The sequence below is a fragment of the Stenotrophomonas sp. FW305-C-20-S1 genome, assembly GCF_058783335.1.
Genome location: NZ_JBYTEK010000009.1, coordinates 14,758 through 34,357, shown reverse-complemented (window position 1 = coordinate 34,357; position 19,600 = coordinate 14,758). Strand labels below are relative to the sequence as shown.

The 19,600-nt window shown below is 65.1% G+C and carries 18 protein-coding genes; 13 read left to right on the top strand and 5 right to left on the bottom strand.

The features are described from left to right. Positions 1 to 234 precede the first annotated feature (234 nt). The 7 genes from AC3WTC_RS06800 (at position 235) to AC3WTC_RS06770 (ending at position 5,773) form a co-directional block, all read left to right on the top strand. Positions 235 to 483 (top strand): hypothetical protein, encoded by a 249-nt coding sequence (locus AC3WTC_RS06800; protein WP_032951630.1) that lies wholly within the window; start codon positions 235 to 237, stop codon positions 481 to 483. Between the two features lie 93 nt (positions 484 to 576). Then, complete coding sequence (gene rimK / locus AC3WTC_RS06795; protein WP_025874283.1) at positions 577 to 1,455, top strand: 30S ribosomal protein S6--L-glutamate ligase; 879 nt, start codon at positions 577 to 579, stop codon at positions 1,453 to 1,455. Between the two features lie 255 nt (positions 1,456 to 1,710). Beyond that, a complete protein-coding gene (locus AC3WTC_RS06790; RefSeq protein ID WP_394122638.1) occupies positions 1,711 to 2,187 on the top strand; it encodes a hypothetical protein in 477 nt (158 codons plus the stop codon). 89 nt (positions 2,188 to 2,276) lie between these two features. Continuing rightward, positions 2,277 to 2,750 (top strand): hypothetical protein, encoded by a 474-nt coding sequence (locus AC3WTC_RS06785; RefSeq protein WP_033831854.1) that lies wholly within the window; start codon positions 2,277 to 2,279, stop codon positions 2,748 to 2,750. A gap of 8 nt (positions 2,751 to 2,758) precedes the next feature. Next, complete coding sequence (locus AC3WTC_RS06780) at positions 2,759 to 3,436, top strand: response regulator transcription factor (protein ID WP_025874286.1); 678 nt, start codon at positions 2,759 to 2,761, stop codon at positions 3,434 to 3,436. After that, on the top strand, positions 3,399 to 4,769 hold the full coding sequence (locus tag AC3WTC_RS06775) for a sensor histidine kinase (protein ID WP_080150572.1): 1,371 nt from the start codon (positions 3,399 to 3,401) through the stop codon (positions 4,767 to 4,769). Before AC3WTC_RS06780 ends, AC3WTC_RS06775 begins: the two co-directional genes overlap by 38 nt. A 617-nt stretch (positions 4,770 to 5,386) precedes the next feature. Then, positions 5,387 to 5,773 (top strand): hypothetical protein, encoded by a 387-nt coding sequence (locus AC3WTC_RS06770; RefSeq protein ID WP_025874288.1) that lies wholly within the window; start codon positions 5,387 to 5,389, stop codon positions 5,771 to 5,773. A 52-nt stretch (positions 5,774 to 5,825) separates the two neighbouring features. Here the strand turns inward: AC3WTC_RS06770 and coaE are convergent, their stop codons facing one another. Genes coaE through AC3WTC_RS06755 form a run of 3 tightly spaced genes read right to left on the bottom strand, consistent with a single transcriptional unit; the run spans position 5,826 to position 8,579 of the window. Next, the gene (coaE, locus tag AC3WTC_RS06765) at positions 5,826 to 6,437 is read right to left on the bottom strand and encodes a dephospho-CoA kinase (RefSeq protein WP_492711145.1); all 612 of its coding nucleotides are present in this window, start codon (positions 6,435 to 6,437) and stop codon (positions 5,826 to 5,828) included. A gap of 11 nt (positions 6,438 to 6,448) precedes the next feature. Then, entirely contained in the window at positions 6,449 to 7,312 is an 864-nt protein-coding gene (locus tag AC3WTC_RS06760; RefSeq protein ID WP_025874291.1) for a prepilin peptidase, read from the bottom strand. 7 nt (positions 7,313 to 7,319) lie between these two features. Next, on the bottom strand, positions 7,320 to 8,579 hold the full coding sequence (locus tag AC3WTC_RS06755; RefSeq protein WP_080150567.1) for a type II secretion system F family protein: 1,260 nt from the start codon (positions 8,577 to 8,579) through the stop codon (positions 7,320 to 7,322). Positions 8,580 to 8,930: 351 nt separating this feature from the next. Between AC3WTC_RS06755 and AC3WTC_RS06750 the strand changes: the two genes are divergently transcribed. From AC3WTC_RS06750 to pilB, 3 genes are all read left to right on the top strand, one after another. After that, the gene (locus tag AC3WTC_RS06750; protein WP_080150566.1) at positions 8,931 to 9,353 is read left to right on the top strand and encodes a pilin; all 423 of its coding nucleotides are present in this window, start codon (positions 8,931 to 8,933) and stop codon (positions 9,351 to 9,353) included. Between the two features lie 149 nt (positions 9,354 to 9,502). Beyond that, on the top strand, positions 9,503 to 9,910 hold the full coding sequence (locus AC3WTC_RS06745; protein WP_080150564.1) for a pilin: 408 nt from the start codon (positions 9,503 to 9,505) through the stop codon (positions 9,908 to 9,910). A 219-nt stretch (positions 9,911 to 10,129) separates the two neighbouring features. Continuing rightward, on the top strand, positions 10,130 to 11,857 hold the full coding sequence (gene pilB, locus AC3WTC_RS06740; protein ID WP_492711143.1) for a type IV-A pilus assembly ATPase PilB: 1,728 nt from the start codon (positions 10,130 to 10,132) through the stop codon (positions 11,855 to 11,857). Positions 11,858 to 12,155: 298 nt separating this feature from the next. On the opposite strand, the gene AC3WTC_RS06735 is transcribed toward pilB, so the two are convergent. Then, positions 12,156 to 13,529: a sigma-54-dependent transcriptional regulator gene (locus AC3WTC_RS06735; protein ID WP_025874296.1), complete on the bottom strand. Its 1,374-nt coding sequence runs from the start codon at positions 13,527 to 13,529 to the stop codon at positions 12,156 to 12,158. Positions 13,530 to 13,583: 54 nt separating this feature from the next. Continuing rightward, positions 13,584 to 15,197, bottom strand: coding sequence for a sensor histidine kinase (locus AC3WTC_RS06730; protein WP_059064905.1), 1,614 nt, complete (start codon positions 15,195 to 15,197; stop codon positions 13,584 to 13,586). Positions 15,198 to 15,573: 376 nt separating this feature from the next. Between AC3WTC_RS06730 and sucC the strand changes: the two genes are divergently transcribed. The 3 genes from sucC (at position 15,574) to AC3WTC_RS06715 (ending at position 19,490) form a co-directional block, all read left to right on the top strand. Further along, on the top strand, positions 15,574 to 16,743 hold the full coding sequence (gene sucC, locus AC3WTC_RS06725) for an ADP-forming succinate--CoA ligase subunit beta (RefSeq protein ID WP_025874298.1): 1,170 nt from the start codon (positions 15,574 to 15,576) through the stop codon (positions 16,741 to 16,743). A 21-nt stretch (positions 16,744 to 16,764) separates the two neighbouring features. After that, on the top strand, positions 16,765 to 17,640 hold the full coding sequence (sucD, locus tag AC3WTC_RS06720; RefSeq protein ID WP_017356169.1) for a succinate--CoA ligase subunit alpha: 876 nt from the start codon (positions 16,765 to 16,767) through the stop codon (positions 17,638 to 17,640). 215 nt (positions 17,641 to 17,855) lie between these two features. Further along, on the top strand, positions 17,856 to 19,490 hold the full coding sequence (locus AC3WTC_RS06715) for an NAD+ synthase (protein WP_492711139.1): 1,635 nt from the start codon (positions 17,856 to 17,858) through the stop codon (positions 19,488 to 19,490). Positions 19,491 to 19,600 lie beyond the last annotated feature (110 nt).

Sequence of the window (19,600 nt, the reverse complement as noted above, 5' to 3'; positions counted from 1 at the left end):
CTGTCGCGGCATTGCCCCACGGCGCCCTACGGCGTCGAGCTGGCTGGAGCGCGCTCCTGACCTCGCACATTCAAAAGTCGCTTGGGCGAGCGATTCAGATGGGCCCGCTTCGTTCGCATCGGCTAGATTCTGTCGGGCCTGATTCAGGCCGAGCGCGGGGCGTTCGTTTCCAACAATCCGCATTTCCCGTGCAGGCAGTGCGCGGTAGCGTCCAGACTCCTTTCAAGTGGAAACATGCGCGTGGAAAGCAGGGATGACGTTGTCACACGGCTGCACAGGATCTTCCTTTCGGCCGGCATCGGCTCAGCCAAACAGGTCGAAGCGGTTCGAGCACTCGGGCGTGCCGGTGGCCCGGAGGCGGCGCGGTTGATCGGGCAGATCTATCAGGACGCCTTCAGTGGGTCGGCCATCCAGATGGCCTGCATCGCCGCGCTGGGCGAAGCGGCACGCACCTGTCCGCCGGTGTTGCCAGGCACGGAGTGAGCTGGGCAGCGCGGCTGCGCGCGGGCCGGGCAGCATCATCCAGACGCAACGCTGAAACGCTATGCTGCGCGCCTGCCGACCGATCCCACTGCGATGAAGCTCGCCATCCTGTCCCGCAACACCCGGCTGTACTCCACCCGTCGGCTGGTCGAGGCCGCGCGCGCGCGCGGCCATACCGTGCGCATCCTGGATCCGCTGCGCTGCTACATGCGCATCGCCGCGGACGGCTTTTCCATGCACTACAAGGGGCGGCCGATGACCGGCGTGGATGCGGTCATCCCGCGCATCGGTGCTTCGGTCACCCGCTATGGCACCGCCGTGCTGCGCCAGTTCGAACTGATGGGCGCACGCACGCCCAATCCGTCCGACGCGATCCTGCGCTCGCGCGACAAGCTGCGGGCGCACCAGTTGCTGGCGGCCAAGGGCATCGACATGCCGGTCACCGTCTTCGGTGACAACCCGGATGACACCGTCGACCTGTTGTCCATGCTCGGCCCGCCGCCGCATGTGGTGAAGCTCAATGAAGGCACCCAGGGCCGTGGCGTGATCCTCACCGAGAAGGCCAGCGCCTCGCGCGGCATCGTCGAAGCCCTGCGTGGCCTGTATGCCAACTTCCTGATGCAGGAGTTCATCGGCGAGGCCAAGGGCGCCGACCTGCGTTGCTTCGTGGTCGGCGACCAGGTGGTGGCGTCGATGCAGCGCCAGGCGCCGGAGGGGGATTTCCGCTCGAACCTGCATGCCGGCGGCACGGCGGTGGCGTCCAAGGCCAGCCGGGCCGAGCAGCAGGTGGCGGTGCGTTCGGCCAAGGCGCTGGGGCTGGGCGTCTGCGGGGTGGACCTGATCCGCTCCGAGCGCGGCCCGCTGGTGCTGGAGGTGAACTCCACCCCGGGCTTGGAAGGGATCGAGGCCGCCTGCGGGGTGGATGTGGCCGCACGCATCATCGAACACGTCGAGAAGATCAAAAAATCCTGATATTTCAGTGGCTTGAAATTAAATTCAGGCGGGGTTGGCGGGTTTAACACTGCTTTAATCGCCCCGGGCGTAGCCTTCAACGAACCGCAGCTCTGCCTCTCAGCAGGATCGGTATCGGGATACAACTTCAGGCCCAGGCGGGTGCACCGCCTGGGTCTTTTTTATGCCCTGTGTCCCCCTGCCAAGGGGCCCTTGTGGGCACGTGGGGACACTCGTAGAGTTGGGCCTTCGTTCCGAAGGATCGGGAGGTTGGCGATGTACCGCACCACGATGATCGTGCTGTTGCTGTGCCTGCCTGGCGTTGCACTGGCCAAGCCGGAAAAGGCGGCTGTGCAGATGGACCGCCAGACCCCGGTGGCCGAGCAGGTCCGCCAGGTCGAAAAAGCCCTGCAGCAGGGCGACTACAACGAAATCTCCGCCGAGGACCGCAGTCAGGTCCAGCAGGCATTGGCGCGGATCACCCAGCGGATGGGCGAGCGGCAGACCGTCCAGGAGCTGCCACCGCAGGTGCAGAACGACGTCTTCAACGATCAGGAGCGGGTCAACAGCATCCTGACGCGCGCCCACGACGACAGCCGCCAGATCTGCTCGTACCAGCGCACCACGGGCAGCAACATGCCCAAGAGCCGTTGCATGACCGTGGCCGAACGGCGCCGCATCGAAGAGAAGGGCAAGGCCCTGCTCAACGACCAGCGCACCTACAGCAACTTGAACCCGGACTCCAAGCTTTAAGGCCGCCTGCACCCTGCCGGCCAGCACTTGCTGGCAGAGCGGGCATCCGCATACAGTCGGCGTTCACCTCAGACAGGGATTCGTTTGTCATGAAGCATCCAGTGATATCAGCGGTTCTGGTTTCGGCGTTGGCCCTGGTCGCTGCCTCGGCAGGGGCCAAGAGTGCCGAAGAGGTATTCCTGCCGGGCAAGCCGCTGCTGCAGCAGGTAGAGCGCATCGAGATCGAGCTCAACGATGGCGAAACCTATTCCGAGCTCCGTCAGGAAGAGCGCGGCAAGGTCCGCGAGACCCTGGTTCGCATCCGTGCCGCCGCCGAGCAGTACCCGACCAAGGACGCGATGCCTGAATCGGTACGAACTGAGGTCTTCAACGATCAGCAGGTCGTGAACACCGTTTTGACACAGGCGCGTGAAGATAGTCGTCTAATATGCCGACGTGAGAAGGCCATTGGTTCCAACATGTCGTCCACGCAATGCATGACCGTCGCCGAGCGTGCTCGGCAGAAGGACAAGGCACAGCGCGACATGGGCCAGGCCCAGCGCGTCGGTAAATTCGTCAATTAGAGGTGACAGTGAGAATCCTGGTAATCGAAGACAACAGCGACATTGCGGCCAATCTGGGCGACTACCTGGAGGACCGGGGCCACACCGTGGACTTCGCTGCCGACGGAGTGACCGGGTTGCATCTGGCTGTCGTGCACGAGTTCGACGCGATTGTCCTGGACCTCAACCTGCCCGGCATGGACGGCATCGAGGTCTGCCGCAAGCTTCGCAATGAAGCGCGCAAGCAGACCCCGGTGCTGATGCTGACCGCGCGCGATTCGCTGGACAACAAGCTCGCCGGCTTCGATTCCGGTGCTGACGACTACCTGATCAAGCCGTTCGCGCTGCAGGAAGTGGAAGTGCGTCTGAACGCCCTGTCGCGTCGCGGCAAGGGCGTGCAGACCCGCGTGCTGGAAACCGGTGACCTGGAATACAACCTGGACACGCTGGAAGTGCGCCGCCAGGGCAAGCTGCTGCAGCTCAACCCGACCGCATTGAAGATCCTGCAGGCGCTGATGGAAGCGGCCCCGGCCGTGGTCACCCGGCAGGAGCTGGAAACCCGTGTCTGGGGCGAAGAGCTGCCGGACTCCGATTCGCTGCGCGTGCACATCCACGGCCTGCGCGCCGTGGTGGACAAGCCCTTTGAAGTGCCGATGATCCAGACCCGCCATGGCATCGGATACCGCATCGCTACGCCGGAAGCCTGATTCTGTGGCAAGCAAGGGGGAGCGCCGGCGCACGCCTTATCGGCGGCGCCTGCGCAGCCGCATCATCGTCTCGTTCGTGTTGTTGGGCTTCTGCCTGACGACACTGTTCGCGTTCGCCACCAACTGGGCCCGCATGCGGGTGGAAAACCAGCTGGTGGAAGACGTGATGAACCGCAACATCAGCGAGTACGTGCGGCGTTATTACGAAAGCCCGGACCGCAACCCCGACCTGCCGGTGCAGCAGATGCGCGCGCGCCTGATCAAGCCGGACAAGTTCGAAGCCCTGCGCGAGGAGGAGCCGGACTGGTACGAGTTCAAGGACGGCCTGTACAACATGGGCGGTGTGGACGAGCGCGGCGAGCGCTATTCCTACAAGCTGGCCGTGCGCAAGACTCCCGATGCCTGGGCGTTCCTGGCCTACGACATGACCGACAGCGTCCGCGGTGGGCAGCAGCTTAACCGCGCGCTGTTCCTGTCGGTGCTGGTATTCAGCCTGCTGTCGCTGGTGCTGGGCTGGTGGTCGGCCTCCAAGGTGATGAAGCCGGTCTCGGATCTGGCCGCGCGCCTGCGTGCGTACCGTGGCGGTACCAGTGAGCCCGAGCCGTTGGCGCCGCGCTTCCCGGATGACGAAGTGGGCCAGTTGGCACAGGCGTTGGATGACTATTCCTCGCGGCTGACCGAAGTGGTGCAGCGCGACCGTGAGTTCAATGCCGATGTCAGCCACGAGCTGCGCACGCCGTTGGCGGTGATCCGTGGCGCCACCGAGCTTCTGCTGACCCGCCCCGGCCTGGACGAAAAGGTGCTGCAGCGCCTGCAGCGCATCCAGCGTGCCGAGCAGCAGTGCAGCGATCTGATCGGCGCGCTGCTGCTGCTGTCGCGCAACGAACGCGGGCAGGGCAGCAGCAACGTAGCCCGGGTGGCCGAACAGCTGCTGGACGCGCACCGCGCCCAGTTGGGTGGCAAGCCGCTGGAGCTGCACCTGGATGGCGAACGCGATCTGGTCATCGATGCCCCCGAAGCGGCGTTGTCGGTGGCGCTGGGCAACTTGATCGGCAATGCGGTGAAGTACTCGCAGGATGGCGAGGTGCGCGTACATGTGGGCACCAACGCTGTGTCGGTGACCGACAGCGGGCCAGGCCTGAGCGAGGAAGATGCCGCCAAGCTGTTCCAGCGCGGCTACCGCGGTACCCATGCCGGCCACTCGCAGGGTGGCGGTATCGGCCTGTCGATCGTCAGTCGCCTGTGCGATCTGTACGGCTGGCAGGTAAGCGTGCGGCCGGGCGGCGCCCGCGGCGTGATCGCCACGCTGACGTTCTCGCCGAAGCCGCTGTAACCCATTCTGGCTGCTGTTTTGGTGGGTGCAGACCTTGGTCGGCACGAATCCATTCGTCGCTGATGCTGCTTTGGTGGGGGCCGGCCTTGGTCGGCACGAATCCTCCGGTCGCCGATGCTGCTCTGGTGGGTGCCGACCTTGGTCGGCGCAAATCCATCTGTCGCCAAAATCTCCCACTCGGCGCGAAATGTCGCATGCAACGCCAATGCAGCTTCCGCGAAGGCGCGGCGTTTCTGGTCCAGCACGACACCTGCGTGATGCATTCCGCGCCCTGCGCGTGTCACACCGCACGGTTCCGCAGACGGTTGGGACGCATGGCGTTTTCGCCTCATGACCGCAATGCATGCAGCTGGCGAGATGGCACGGTCGGGGTCATCGCCCCGGCCGGGATTGGCGTCCTGAATAAACCCGACAACTTGAAAGCTCCAGATGCGCTTTGGCCATCGTGGAAAATGCATCGCATGCCTTCTGCTTCGGCGGGCGGTGCGTGGGGACTCGCAAGAGTCCGCTGGAGTCTTTTTCCTTGCTTTCGAGTTGTTGGGTCTCCGGTACGCCAACCCGCACCGTCCGCCACCCCGCATCCGCGGGTGGCCTTGCCGTCTGCGAGGAGCATTGCCATGTCTGCACGCACTACCTATCCGAACCTGCGCCGCCTGGTTGGCGAATCCGCCGATCAGTTGCCGGCCGACATCGCCGAACGCATCGAAGACGTACTGGCCGAACCCAGCGACCTGCTGCCCGCGCTGATGGCACGCATGGATGGCCGCGACAACGCCGATGGCCAGACCCGGAAGGGCACCGGTCTCAGTCCGTCGCAGGCCGTAACCCTGGCCAGCCTCAGCCGTACCCTGGCCGGTCTCAATGCGCTGATCCAGATGCTGCACGCCGCCGAAGCGGCACGCGTGCAGGGCAGCGCAGGCCAGCAACTGCCGCCGGATGTAGTGGAAGGTCTGTTGCTGGCCGCCCGCGAACTGGCCCGCTACGCCCGCCAGCAGCTGGAGTAGATCCACGCCATGCCTGGATGCGCGTTCGCGCGGTGCCGATAGACCTGCAGGATTACCCTGCCGCCAACACCAGGTACCGCGCATGCAACCGCTCGACCTGCGCCTGCAGGTCATCCGGATGGCCATCATTGACGACCACATCATCAGCCCGCGCGAGGCGCTGCGCGCGGGTGGCCTGGGCGGCGATCATCTGGTCCGCCAGCGCGGCGTCGATGCCGTCGCGCTGCATCAGCCGGGCGTGCTGCACGGCTTCCGGGGCATCCACCAGCAGCACCCGGTCCAGCCACGGATAGGCCTGGCGACCGCCCACTTCGGTCAGCAGCGGGATCGCCGCCAGCGCATAGGGGCTGGCGGCCTGCTCGCACTGCTGCTGCATCAGCCGGCGGATGGCCGGGTGGGTGATTGCTTCCAGCGCCGTCCGCTCGGCCGGGTCGGCAAAGATGTGGGCACGCAGGCGCGCCCGGTCCAGGGCGCCGTCGGTGAGCAGCATGTCTGCACCGAAGCGCTCGGCAATCAGGGCGAGGGCAGGGCTGCCCACCGCCACCACCGCGCGCGCGGCCAGGTCGGCGTCGGCCACGACAATACCCAGCGCCTCGAAGCGCCGGGTTACCTCACTCTTGCCCGAGGCAATGCCGCCGGTCAGACCCACCACATACTGGCTCATGGGGACTCCCCTCAGCGCAGCCCGCTCATCACCAGATACTGGTTCAGCAGGGGCTCGCCCCACATGAAGAACAGCCAGCCGGCCAGTGCCAGGTAGGGGCCGAACGGAATCGGTGTCGCCCGGTCACGGCCGCGGCTGTACAGCCAGATCGAGCCGATGAGGGCGCCCAGCACCGACGACATCAGGATGATCGGCAGGATGCCCTTCATGCCGCACCACGCGCCCAGCGCGGCCAGCAGCTTGAAGTCGCCGTGGCCCATGCCCTCCTTGCCGGTCAGCTGCTTGAACAGCCACCACACCGACCACAGCGACAGGTAGCCCAGCAGAGCCCCCAGCAGGGCAGGCTTGGCCGGCATGTACAGGTTGTCGATGCTACCGATCAACCCGAGCCACATCAGCGGTAGGGTCAATTGGTCCGGGAGCAGCTGGGTGCGCAGGTCGATGCCGGACAGGGCGATCAGGAAGCAGGTCAGCACGATCGCACCGAAGCCCTGCCAGCCGAAGCCGAACTGCCACACACAGGCCAGCACCATCACCGCGGTCAGCGCTTCCACCAGCGGGTACTGGATGGAGATGGGTGCCTTGCAGTGGCGGCACTTGCCGCCCTGGATCATCCAGCTGAACAGCGGGATGTTCTCGTACCAGGCCAGCTTGTGCTTGCAGTGCGGGCAGTGCGAAGGCTCCACCACGATGCCCGGCGGGGGCGGCTCGTAGAAGTCCGGCTCCTCCAGAACCTCGCGCGCATCGCGCTTCCACTGCCATTCCAGCCGCTTGGGCAGGCGCAGGATGACGACGTTCAGGAAGCTGCCCAGAAGCAGTCCCAGGCCGGCCGCGGCGGGATAGCCGAGGCCGGGATGCTGGTCGAGAAATGCCATGTATGTTTTATCCGACGACGGCGCCGAGCTTGAAGATGGGAAGGTACATGGCAATCACCATGCCGCCAACAATGGTACCAATGAACACCATGATCATCGGTTCCAGCAGGCTGCTCAGGGCATCCACTGAATTGTTGACTTCCTGCTCGTAGTACTCGGCCACCTTGAACAGCATGGCATCCAGGGCGCCGGCCTCTTCGCCGATGCCGGTCATCTGGATGACCATGTGCGGGAACAGGTTGGTCTGTTTCATGGAAACGTTGACCGGGTAGCCGACAGACACGTCATCGCGCATCCGCAGCACCGCCTCCTCATACACCGTATTGCCGGTGGCGCCCGCCACGATGCTGAGTGCCTCCACCAGCGGCACGCCCGCCTTGAACGTAACGGCGGTGGTGCGGGCGAAACGGGCAATGGCGCTGTTGTGCATGATCTGGCCGATCACCGGCACCTTCAACACGAACCGGTCCATGGCGTGCTGCATCTTTGGCGAGCGCTTGTAGGCCATGACCGCGCCGACCGCCGTTCCGATCGCAACAATCAGCATCAGCCACCACCACGACACCATGAACCGCGACAGGTTCACCACCATCTGGGTAAACGCCGGCAGGTCGGCGCCGAAACTCTTGAACACATCCTCGAACTGCGGCACCACAAATACCAACATGATGCCGCTGACCAGCATGGCCACCACCACCACCATGATCGGGTAGAACAGCGCCTTCTTGATCTTGCCCTTCAGCGCCTCGATGTTCTCTTTGTAGGTGGCCACCGTGTCCAGCACGGTTTCCAGCACGCCGGCGCCTTCGCCGGCCCGCACCAGGTTGCGATAGAGCTCGTCGAACTGCACCGGATGCTTGCTGACCGCTTCGTACATCGAGGAGCCGCCCTCGATATCGGTGCGGATGGTGTCCACCATCTTCTTCATGCGCGGGTTCTTGTGCCCGCTGCCGATGATCTCCAGTGCCGACACGATCGGTACGCCGGACTTCATCATCGTGGCCATCTGCCGGCTGAAGAAGGCGATGTCCCGCGGTTTGATCGGTTTTCCGGCAGCACCGAACAACGGCTTCGGCTTCGTCTTCACCGTACCGGGGTTGATGCCTTGGCGACGGAGTTCGGCCCTCAGCAGGTTGGCATTCTTGGCCAACTGCTCGCCCTTCATCTTCACGCCCCGCTTGTCGGTCCCCTCCCAGACAAACGGCTGCAGCTCCATGGTGGCGCGCGCCACCGGTTCTTTCTTGATCGCACTGCGACTGACAGACATGTTGGCTCCCCGGCCCGCCATCCCCAGACGGGCATCCAGTTGCCGATGGTAGCGGGTTCATTGCCGTCTGGGCAGTTGCCGAGCGGGCCGGAATGCAATTTCGTGCCGGCCGCCGACCAAAGGTGACGCACTGCGTCACATTGCCGCGTCCATCGCAGATTCGAATACGGGGGGTTCCCATCCACGAAATTGCTGCCATCATGGGCGCGGGGAAATCCAGGGGGAGGCGTGCCGGGGTTGGCACGCAACCTGCGTTGATCCACCCGCAGGTGCAGGACCCGCTCAGCCGGCCGAAGGTCGGACCGATCCTGTGCACTGACTCAACCACCACTATCTTGGGGATGTACGACTATGAAGAACCAGAAGGGCTTCACCCTTATCGAACTGATGATCGTTGTTGCGATCATCGCGATCCTGGCCGCCATTGCACTGCCGGCTTACCAGGACTACACCTCGAAGTCGAAGGTCACTGCCGCTCTGGCTGACCTGGCCTCGCACAAGACCCAGTTCGAGATGGTCATCAGCGACGGTGGCACCCCGACCGTGGCCAACGCTGGCTTCCAGGCTGCCGAAACCGGTGCTTGCTCGACGATTGCCGTTGCAACGGCCGGTATGACCTGCACCATCCGCGACCCGGGTCGTATCGGCACTTCTTCGACGATCGCCCTGAACTACGCCGAAGCATCTGGCTCGGGTGCAACCGCAGTTGCTGGTGGCTTCAGCTGTGTCACCACTGGTGTTGACGCCAAGTTCAAGCCCAAGGGCTGCAGCTGATCGATTTTTGATTGGGGTACGTCGCATCTAAATATGGGCGACTCCAGTTGTTACACACAAGGCCCGCTTCGGCGGGCCTTGTGCTGACTGATGCATAAGAAGCGGTCGGCACGCAGCAATGGGGATTGCTGGATAAAACAGGGGGAGTCATGAATACGCAAAAAGGCTTCACGCTCATCGAGTTGATGATCGTGGTGGCCATCATCGCTATCCTGGCTGCGATCGCGATGGTGGCGTTCCAGCCGTACATCATCCGCACCCAATTGACCGCCGCGTTGGCCGATATCAGCCCCGGCAAGACGTTGGTGGAAATCGTCGTGTATCAAGGACGATCTGTCAGTGAAGTCACGCCGGAACTCATCGGCGGCTCTCAGAACGCCCACTGCTCGGTAGTCGAAGCCGAACTCAGCGAATCAGGTGTCGGCCATATCAGCTGCACGCTGAAAGGCCACAGCGCCCTGGAAGGCAAAGACCTGATCCTGCGCCGCTCCGCCGAGGGCATCTGGAGCTGCGACGGCAGCGCCTTTGAAGCACGCTATCGCCCAACGGGCTGCTGATCACATTTCAGCCGGCAATGGGATGTTGGGCGACCCTTGACGGGGCTATCATCCCCGGGGGAGTCAGGATCGTGCCTGCCGGGCCGGCGACGCCGGGCAAGGCAGCGTTGCTCATGGATTGGCGATGCCGCTGGCCGATGCTCGCGGCAGGTTCTGCTGCCCCGTGTGGTGCCCTTGGAGGGCGCACCGCGCTGCCAGACCCATGAGCCAAGGATTTCTATGAACGCCGTTACCACCGCCAATCTCGTCGGCATCACCGGCCTGGCCCGCCGCCTCGTCCAGGACGGCGCGCTGGACGAAGTCGCTGCCCGCGATGCCATGGCCAAGGCGGCCGCCGCTCGCCAGCCCCTGCCGACGTGGTTCGCGCAGAACAAGCTGGTCAGCGCCTCGCAGCTCGCTGCCGCCAACGCCGTCGAATTCGGCATGCCGCTGTTCGACGTGTCCACGTTCGACAGCAGCCAGAATGCGATGAACCTGGTCAGCGAAGAGCTGCTGCGCAAGCACAACGTGCTGCCGCTGTTCAAACGCGGCGGCAAGTTGTTCGTCGGCACCAGCAACCCCACCCACTCGCTGGACGAGATCAAGTTCCACACCAATCTGGTGGTTGAGCCGATCCTGGTGGACGAGGACCAGATCCGCCGCACGTTGGAGCAGTGGCATGCCAGCCATGACACGATCGGCGATGCGCTGGGTGGCGACGATGACGGCATGGCCAACCTCGATGTTGGCGGTGGCGACGACGACATGGCCAGCACCGACAGCGGTATCGACGCCAAGGGCGACGACACCCCGGTGGTCAAGTTCATCAACAAGGTGCTGATTGACGCGATCCGCAAGGGCGCGTCGGACATCCATTTCGAGCCCTACGAAGACGACTACCGCGTGCGTCTGCGCATCGACGGCCTGCTGAAGATGGTCGCGCGCGCGCCGAACAAGCTCAACCAGCGCATCGCCGCGCGCCTGAAGGTGATGGCGCAGCTGGATATCGCCGAAAAGCGCGTGCCGCAGGACGGGCGCATCAAGCTCAACCTGTCCAAGACCCGGCAGATCGACTTCCGCGTCAGCACGCTGCCTACGCTGTTCGGTGAGAAGGTGGTGCTGCGTATCCTCGATGGCAGCGCGGCCAAGCTGGGCATCGACAAGCTGGGTTACGAGCCGGACCAGCAGAAGCTGTTCCTGGAGGCAATCCACAAGCCGTACGGCATGGTGCTGGTGACCGGCCCGACCGGTTCGGGCAAGACGGTGTCGCTGTATACCGCGCTGGGCATCCTCAACGACGAGACCCGCAACATCTCCACCGCGGAAGATCCGGTGGAAATCCGCCTGCCGGGCGTCAACCAGGTGCAGCAGAACAACAAGCGCGGCATGACCTTTGCTGCAGCGCTGCGCTCGTTCCTGCGACAGGATCCGGACATCATCATGGTCGGCGAAATCCGCGATCTGGAAACGGCGGAAATTGCGATCAAGGCTGCGCAGACCGGTCACATGGTGCTGTCCACGCTGCATACCAACGATGCGCCGCAGACCATCGCGCGCCTGATGAACATGGGCATCGCGCCGTACAACATCACCAGCTCGGTGACGCTGGTGATCGCCCAGCGCCTGGCGCGCCGCCTGTGCTCGAACTGCAAGCGGCCGGCCGACCTGCCTGCACACGCCCTTCTGGCCGAGGGCTTCACCCAGGCGCAGCTGGACGCGGGTATCCAGTTGCACGAGGCGGTGGGCTGCGATGAATGCACCGAGGGTTACAAGGGCCGTACCGGCCTCTACCAGGTGATGCCGATGACCGACGAGATCGCGACCATCGTGCTGGCGGGTGGCAATGCGCTGCAGATTGCCGAGGCCGCGCAGGCGATCGGTGTGAATGACCTGCGGCAGTCGGCGTTGAAGAAGGCGGCCGCGGGCGTGACCAGCCTGGCCGAGATCAATCGCGTCACCAAGGATTGATGCCGTAGATCCACGCCATGCGTGGATGGGCGGTGCACGGGGTTGCCGGCCAGCGGCCGGCACTACCATTTCGACGCAGAACGGCCGGTTGATCCATGCCGTGCGTGGATGGGGCAACCAGCAGATCCACGCCATGCGTGGATGGGCGATGCACGGGGTTGCCGGCCAGCGGCCGGCACTACCATTCCGACGCAGAACGGCCGGTTGATCCACGCCGTGCGTGGATGGGCAACCAGTAGATCCACGCCATGCGTGGATGGCGCGGTGCACGAGGTTGCCGGCCAGCGGCCGGCACTACCTATTCCATCCCCAGCTTCTTCAGCTTGTAGCGCAGCGCACGGAAGGTGATGCCCAGCTGCGCGGCGGTGCGGGTCTTGTTCCAGCGGTTTTCTTCCAGCGCGCGCTGGATGGCACTGCGCTCGAGCTGCTCTATATACGAGGGTAGGGCGGCACTGCCCGGATGCAGATCCACCACGGCTTCAGCGTGGGCGGCGCTGCCCGGTGAGCGCGGCGCATGCTGCGGCAGGCGCAGGTCGTCGGCGCCGATACGGTCTTCCTCGGCCAGTGCCAGCGCGCGTTCCAGGATGTTCTCCAGCTCGCGCACGTTGCCGGGGAAGCCGTACTGGGCCAACGCGTCCAGCGCCGACGGCGCCAGCAGCGGGGTGGCGCGGCCGTGGCTGCGGGCCAGCCGCGCCAGGATCGACGCCGCCAGTGCGGGCAGGTCCTGGCGACGCTCGCGCAGCGGCGGCACGCGCAGTTCGATGACGTTGATGCGGTAGTAGAGGTCGTGGCGGAAGCGCCCGTCTTCGACCAGCTCGGCCAGATCCTTGTGGGTGGCCGAGAGGATGCGCACGTCCACCGGCTCTTCGCTGGGGGCGCCCACCGCGCGCACCGATTTTTCCTGGATCGCACGCAGCAGCTTCACCTGCATCTGCAGCGGCAGCTCGGCCACTTCATCCAGGAACAGGGTGCCGCCGTGTGCGGCTTGGAACAGTCCCGGCTTGTCGGCATGGGCGCCGGTGAAGCTGCCCTTGCGATGGCCGAAGAACTCGCTCTCCATCAACTCGGTGGGAATGGCGCCACAGTTGACCGGCACGAACGGCCCAGCGGCGCGTGCACCCTGTGCGTGGATGGTGCGTGCAACCAGTTCCTTGCCCACCCCGGATTCGCCCAGGATGTAGACCGGCGCCTGGCTGCGCGCAACCTTGCCGATGGTGGCGCGCAGCACGTCCATCGCCGGCGATTCGCCGAGCAGGCGTGCGGCCTGTTCGGCGGCGGGGCCGGCAACGGGGCGTTCGCTGTTGTTGAGTTCCAGCGCATGCTTGACCAGGCCGCGGAGCACGGTAATGTCCACCGGCTTGCTGACGAAATCGAAGGCACCGGCTTTCAGCGCTTCCACGGCCAGGTCCATGCTGCCGAAGGCGGTGATCATCGCCACCGGCGTGCGCGGATAGTGCTGGGCGATCTCGCTGACCAGTTCGATGCCATTGCCATCGGGCAGGCGCATGTCGGTGATGCACAGGTCATAGGGATTGCTGGCCAGCAGTTCGCGGGCTTCGGCGAGGTTGGCGGCGGTGCTGATGCGCAGGCCCATGCGGCCGAGGGTCAACACCAGCAGTTCGCGGATATCGCGTTCATCGTCGACGACGAGGGCGCTGCGGGTTTCGTTCATGGGTGGGAAAGATAGCCGAGGGTGTGGAAGGCGACAAATGTTTGACGCACGGAATCAGTGCGGAAGCAGGGTGTGCGGGCCGGGCAGTACCAGGCGGAAGCAGGAGCCGCCGGCGGGGACGGGGATGTAATCCAGCCGCGCCTGGTTGGCCCTGCACAGCTCGCGGGCGATATACAGGCCCAGGCCGGTGCCGTGCTCGGAGGTGGTGAAGAAGGGGCGGAACAGCTGCGCGGCGACGGTCTCGGGGATGCCGGGGCCACGGTCCATCACGTCGATCACCGCACTTCGCTCGTGCTGGGCCACGCGCAGCCGCACGCGCGCGGGCTGCTCGCCGATGCGGCCGTACTTGAGGGCGTTGTGCACCAGCACGGTCAGCACCTGGTACAGGTGGCGCGGGTCGACCTGGGCCGGCACCGAGGTGTCGTTGATGATCGGTTCGATGCTGTCGGTTTCCAGCGTCTGGCCCTGCTTGTACTCCAGCACGAAGCGGCGCACGAAGGCGGCCAGGTCGACATTTTCCGGGTTGGCGCGTTCGCGCCGGGCCAGGCCCAGCACGCTTTCAACGATGCCGTTGGTGCGCTGGCACTGCTGGTGGATGATCTGCAGCAGGCGGCGGTCGCTTTCGTTGAAGCCGGTGCCTTCCTCCAGCAGCTGCACGGCGTAGTTGATGGCCGCCAGCGGGTTGCGGATCTCGTGCGCGAGGCTGGCCGAGAAGCGCCCCATCGCCGACAGGGTGAGCGATTCGGCGCGGCGCGAGACCACGCTGGAGTCGTCCAGGAACACCAGCACCAGGTCGCTGCCGGCCAGCAGGCGGGCGAAGCGTGGCTGCACTTCCGGCTGGTCGGGGTTGAGCTGCAGCGGCATTTCATCCTGTGCCCAGCCGTTGCGCCAGCGTTGCAGGCGCCGGGCAAGTTCGGGGGCGACACTGGCCAGGTCGAGGCGGCCGGAATCACTGTTGCCATCGGCGTCGCCCAACAGGATCGAGGCGGCTTCGTTGGCCAGGGTGATGCGGTTGTCGGCGTCCACCACCACCACGCCGGTGCGCATGCGGCGGATGATCAGTTCGTTGATCTGGAACAGGTTGGCCACTTCGTCGCCACGCTGGTTGGCCAGCTGCTGGTTGCGGCGTGCACGGTTGCCGACCTGGTAGCTGATGAAGGCCAGGGCCAGGTAGCTGGTGGCGAACATCGCCAGTTCGGCCAGGGTGCGGGTGGGATCGCCGCCTTCCAACACTTTCCACAGGTATTCGGCGGCGGTGGCGACGCTGGCGGCCAGCGCCAGCACCAGGCCCCAGCTGAGCGGCAGCAGGGTGGCGGCGGCGGCGATGTTGAACAGCAGCGACATCGAGATGCCGGCGCTGGCACCGGGCAGGGCGTGCGCCAGCAGGCTGGCGGCGACGATGTCCAATAGCACGCCGCCGACCACGATGGGTCGCAGCCAGCGCTCGTTGCGGCCGATTACCAGCAGCAGCAGCGACAGCAGCAGATAGGTGGCGCCGACCGAATAGGCCAGGCGCGGGTGGTGGGCTTCGCCGACCATGGCCGACAACGGGCTGTACAGCAGGGCGGCGATGACCGAGGCGATCAGCACCCGGTACAGGGCGAAGAAATACAGCTCGCGCCGCGGTATCGATTCGATGCGGTCGATCAATGAAGCACTGGGTGACACGCCGGAACTCCCCTTCTGGCTGCCTGGAACTGGGTCATGACGGCGGTGGGCCGAACCTGCCCGACGTCCCCCGATCGTCGGATCTGCTCGCTGCCCGGTTGCCGGCACCGTGGGTCGAATTTACGGGGCCAGTATAGGGCGCCTGTACCGGGCTGGGCTGCGCAGTCGGCCCGGGCGGGCGTTTGCGGCGTGATCCAGCCCGTGCCGCAACTGCCTGAATGACCATGGAAATCTGGCCGGTTCCGGCCTTTTGTCCATACTTCTTTGCGCCCCGGCGCCGGCTCGGCCACAATAGTGGGCCCGCCGCGGTCCATGCCGGCGCCCCGCCGGGGCCCTGAGGAATTGCGTGCGGTCGTTCCTATTCCCACGGTGACGCATGAATTTCCACGAATACCAGTCAAAACAACTGCTTGCCGAGTACGGCATCCCGGTCCCGGCCGGCAAGGTCGCTGCGACCCCGGACGAAGCTGTTGCCGCTGCCAACTCCCTGGGCCAGGGCCCCTGGATGGTCAAGGCGCAGATCCACGCTGGCGGCCGCGGCAAGGCTGGCGGCGTCAAGTTCTGCAAGACCACCGACGACGTGAAGGCCGCTGCGGCCAAGATGCTCGGCACCAAGATGGCCACCTACCAGACCGCTGGCGTTGAACTGCCGGTCAACCTGGTGCTGGTGACCACCGCTGGCGAGATCGTCAAGGAACTGTACCTGTCGGTTCTGGTTGACCGTGGCACCAAGACCATCACCTACATCGCTTCTTCGGAAGGCGGCGTGGAGATCGAGCAGGTCGCCGCTGAAACCCCGGAGCTGATCCACTCCCTGAACGTCGACTTCGTCGAAGGCGTGCAGGGTTACCACGGTCGTGATTTCGGCTTCAAGCTGGGCCTGACCGCCAAGCAGGCCGGCCAGTTCGCCAACATCATGGTGAACCTGTACCGCCTGTTCAACGAAAAGGACCTGGCGCTGGTTGAAATCAACCCGCTGGCCATCCTGGACGACGGCAACCTGTACGCGCTGGACGGCAAGTTCGACAGCGACGACAACGCCGCGTTCCGCCAGAAGGCCCTGGTCGCCATGCGCGACAAGACCCAGGAAGATCCGACCGAAGTGATCGCTTCGGAGCTGGACATCAACTACGTCACCATGGACGGCAACATCGGCTGCATGGTCAACGGCGCAGGCCTGGCCATGGCCACCATGGACGTCATCAAGCTCAACGGCGGCGAGCCGGCGAACTTCCTGGACGTGGGCGGCGGCGCCAACAAGCAGCGCGTCATCGAAGCGTTCAAGCTGATCCTGTCCTCGGACAAGGTCGAAGGCATCTTCGTCAACATCTTCGGCGGCATCGTCCGCTGCGACATGATTGCCGAAGGCATCATTGCCGCCGTGAAGGAAGTGGGCGTCAAGGTTCCGGTCGTGGTGCGTCTGGAAGGCACCAACGTGGAAGAAGGCAAGCAGCTGCTGCGTGACAGCGGCATGGCCATCATCCCGGCCGACAACATCAACGACGGTGCCAAGAAGGTCGTCGAAGCTGTCAAGAACGCCGCCTGATCCGACACCGAAGGAAATCCAATGTCAGTTTTGATCAATAAGAACACCAAGGTGATCGTGCAGGGCTTCACCGGCCAGCAGGGCACCTTCCATGCCACTCAGATGATCGAGTACGGCACCCAGGTTGTTGGCGGCGTGACCCCGGGCAAGGGTGGCACCACCCATATCGACCTGCCGGTCTTCAACACCGTTGCCGACGCCGTGCAGAGCACCGGCGCCAACGCTTCGGTCATCTACGTGCCGCCGCCGTACGCGGCTGACGCGATCCTGGAAGCCGCTGCTGCCGGCATCAAGGTCATCGTCTGCATCACCGAAGGCATCCCGGTGCTGGACATGCTGCGCGTCAAGAACGTGCTGACCCGTTCGCATCCGGACACCGTGCTGATCGGGCCGAACTGCCCGGGCGTCATCACCCCGGGTGAGTGCAAGATCGGCATCATGCCGGGCCACATCCACAAGCCGGGCAAGATCGGCATCGTGTCGCGTTCGGGCACCCTGACCTATGAAGCGGTCAAGCAGACCACCGAAGTCGGCCTGGGCCAGTCCACCTGCATCGGCATCGGTGGTGACCCGATCAACGGCCTGAACTTCGTCGACTGCCTGAAGCTGTTCAACGAAGACCCGCAGACCGAAGGCATCATCATGGTCGGCGAAATCGGCGGCGACGCTGAAGAAGCCGGTGCCGAGTACATCAAGAACCACGTGAAGAAGCCGGTCGTCGGTTTCATCGCGGGTGCTTCGGCTCCGGCCGGCAAGCGCATGGGCCACGCCGGTGCGATTGCATCGGGCGGCAAGGGCACTGCCGAAGGCAAGTTTGCTGCCATGGAAGCTGCTGGCGTGGTCACCGTGCGTTCGCCGGGCGACCTGGGCGCTGCCATCGCCAAGCTGGTGAAATAAGATCGACTGCCTTCGGCAGACGATTCTGTAGAGCCGGCCGCTGGCCGGCTGCTTGAAACAGAAAGGCCGCCTCAGGGCGGCCTTTCTGCGTCTGGGCACCCGCCGGGCATGGCCCGGCGCTACCAGAATGGTCCACGCGGTAGCGCCGGGCCATGCCCGGCGAGCGCATGTCGCGGCGCTACAATGTGCGCATTGCAACCACAGGCTGGACCCTCATGGCTTCGATCCGCATCGCGATGGCGCAGTTCGACTTCCCGGTTGGCGATGTCGCCGGCAACACCGAGCGCATCATCGAGATGATCGGCCAGGCGCGCGATGAGTACGGCGCCGGGCTGGTGATGTTCCCCGAGCTGGCAGTCAGCGGCTATCCGCCGGAGGACCTGCTGCTGCGCCCGGGCTTCCTGTACGAGTGCGAGCAGGCGATGACCCGCATTGCTGCTGCGTGCCGTGGCATCACCGCTGTAGTGGGCTGGCCACAGGCCGCCGGTGCGGTGGTCTACAACGCGGCCAGCGTGCTGCGCGATGGCCTGGTGGAGCAGACCTACCGCAAGCGCGAACTGCCCAATTACGCGGTGTTCGACGAGCGCCGCTACTTCGATGTCGACCCGGACGGTGGCAGCTGCGTGTTCGAGGTCGACGGCATCCCGGTCGGCCTGCTGATCTGCGAGGACCTGTGGTTCGCCGAGCCGCTGGCTGATATGGTGCGTGCCGGCGCGCAGCTGGTGGTGGTGCCCAATGCCTCGCCTTACGAGCGTGGCAAGCATGCCCAGCGTGACGCCGTGCTGGCTGCACGTACCCGCGAAAGCGGCGCGGCGATCGCCTACCTCAACGTGGTGGGCGGCCAGGACGCGCTGGTGTTCGATGGTGCATCGGTGGTGGCCGATGGCGATGGCACGGTGCACCCGGCCGCAGCGGCCTTCGTCGACCAGTGGCTGGTGGTGGACTACGACGGTGCTACCCGCCGCTTCCTGCCGCAGGTATGGATGGACGACGGCGACGAGAGCATGGATGCGCTGGCTTGGCGCGCGGTTACCCGCGGCATCCAGGACTACTGCAGCAAGAACGGTTTCAAGAAGGTGTGGCTGGGTCTGTCCGGTGGCATCGACTCGGCGATCGTGCTGGCCATGGCGGTCGATGCACTGGGCGCGGAGAACGTGACGGCGGTGCGCCTGCCGTCGCGCTATACCGCCGGCATGTCCAACGACCTGGCCGCCGAGCAGTGCGAGGCGCTGGGCGTGAAGCTGGAAGCCGTTTCCATCGAGCCGGCGTTCCAGGGCCTGATGCAGGCGCTGGCACCGATGTTCGAGGGCACCACGCCGGATGTGACCGAGGAGAACCTGCAGTCGCGCAGCCGTGGCGTGATCCTGATGGCACTGGCCAACAAGTTCGGTGGCCTGCTGCTGACCACCGGCAACAAGAGCGAGTACGCGGTCGGCTACGCCACCATCTATGGCGACATGTGCGGGGGGTACGCGCCGCTGAAGGACCTGTACAAGACCGAGGTGTTCGGCCTGTCCAAGTGGCGCAACACCGTTGGCGGTGCGCCGGTGATCCCGCCGGCGGTGATCAGCCGCCCGCCCTCGGCCGAACTGCGTGAAAACCAGACCGACCAGGATTCGCTGCCGGCCTACGACGTGCTGGACGGCATCCTGTACCGCTACATCGACCAGGAGCAGTCGCGCGCGGAGATCGTCGCCGCAGGCTATGACGCGGCGGTGGTGGATCGTGTGCTGCGGCTGGTGCGGATCAGCGAGTGGAAGCGCCACCAGGCCGCGCCGGGCCCGAAGGTCTCGCGCCGCGCGTTCGGGCGTGAGCGCCGCTACCCGATCAGCAACGGCTACAAGAGCTGAGGACCGGTCGCCGGGCATGGCCCGGCGCTACCGATGTTCGATGGATCCATCGGTAGTGCCGGCCGCTGGCCGGCAACCGGGTGTACCGCCCATCCACGCATGGCGTGGAT

Coding starts and splice junctions, on each gene's coding strand:
- AC3WTC_RS06775 (WP_080150572.1), top strand. CDS start 3,399: ATGGCATCGGATACCGCATCGCTACGCCGGAAGCCTGATTCTGTGGCA.
- coaE (WP_492711145.1), bottom strand. CDS start 6,437: ATGAGCCAGTATGTGGTGGGTCTGACCGGCGGCATTGCCTCGGGCAAG.
- AC3WTC_RS06785 (WP_033831854.1), top strand. CDS start 2,277: ATGAAGCATCCAGTGATATCAGCGGTTCTGGTTTCGGCGTTGGCCCTG.
- AC3WTC_RS06760 (WP_025874291.1), bottom strand. CDS start 7,312: ATGGCATTTCTCGACCAGCATCCCGGCCTCGGCTATCCCGCCGCGGCC.
- AC3WTC_RS06790 (WP_394122638.1), top strand. CDS start 1,711: ATGTACCGCACCACGATGATCGTGCTGTTGCTGTGCCTGCCTGGCGTT.
- AC3WTC_RS06750 (WP_080150566.1), top strand. CDS start 8,931: ATGAAGAACCAGAAGGGCTTCACCCTTATCGAACTGATGATCGTTGTT.
- pilB (WP_492711143.1), top strand. CDS start 10,130: ATGAACGCCGTTACCACCGCCAATCTCGTCGGCATCACCGGCCTGGCC.
- sucD (WP_017356169.1), top strand. CDS start 16,765: ATGTCAGTTTTGATCAATAAGAACACCAAGGTGATCGTGCAGGGCTTC.
- AC3WTC_RS06715 (WP_492711139.1), top strand. CDS start 17,856: ATGGCTTCGATCCGCATCGCGATGGCGCAGTTCGACTTCCCGGTTGGC.
- AC3WTC_RS06745 (WP_080150564.1), top strand. CDS start 9,503: ATGAATACGCAAAAAGGCTTCACGCTCATCGAGTTGATGATCGTGGTG.
- AC3WTC_RS06800 (WP_032951630.1), top strand. CDS start 235: ATGCGCGTGGAAAGCAGGGATGACGTTGTCACACGGCTGCACAGGATC.
- AC3WTC_RS06755 (WP_080150567.1), bottom strand. CDS start 8,579: ATGTCTGTCAGTCGCAGTGCGATCAAGAAAGAACCGGTGGCGCGCGCC.
- sucC (WP_025874298.1), top strand. CDS start 15,574: ATGAATTTCCACGAATACCAGTCAAAACAACTGCTTGCCGAGTACGGC.
- AC3WTC_RS06735 (WP_025874296.1), bottom strand. CDS start 13,529: ATGAACGAAACCCGCAGCGCCCTCGTCGTCGACGATGAACGCGATATC.
- AC3WTC_RS06770 (WP_025874288.1), top strand. CDS start 5,387: ATGTCTGCACGCACTACCTATCCGAACCTGCGCCGCCTGGTTGGCGAA.
- rimK (WP_025874283.1), top strand. CDS start 577: ATGAAGCTCGCCATCCTGTCCCGCAACACCCGGCTGTACTCCACCCGT.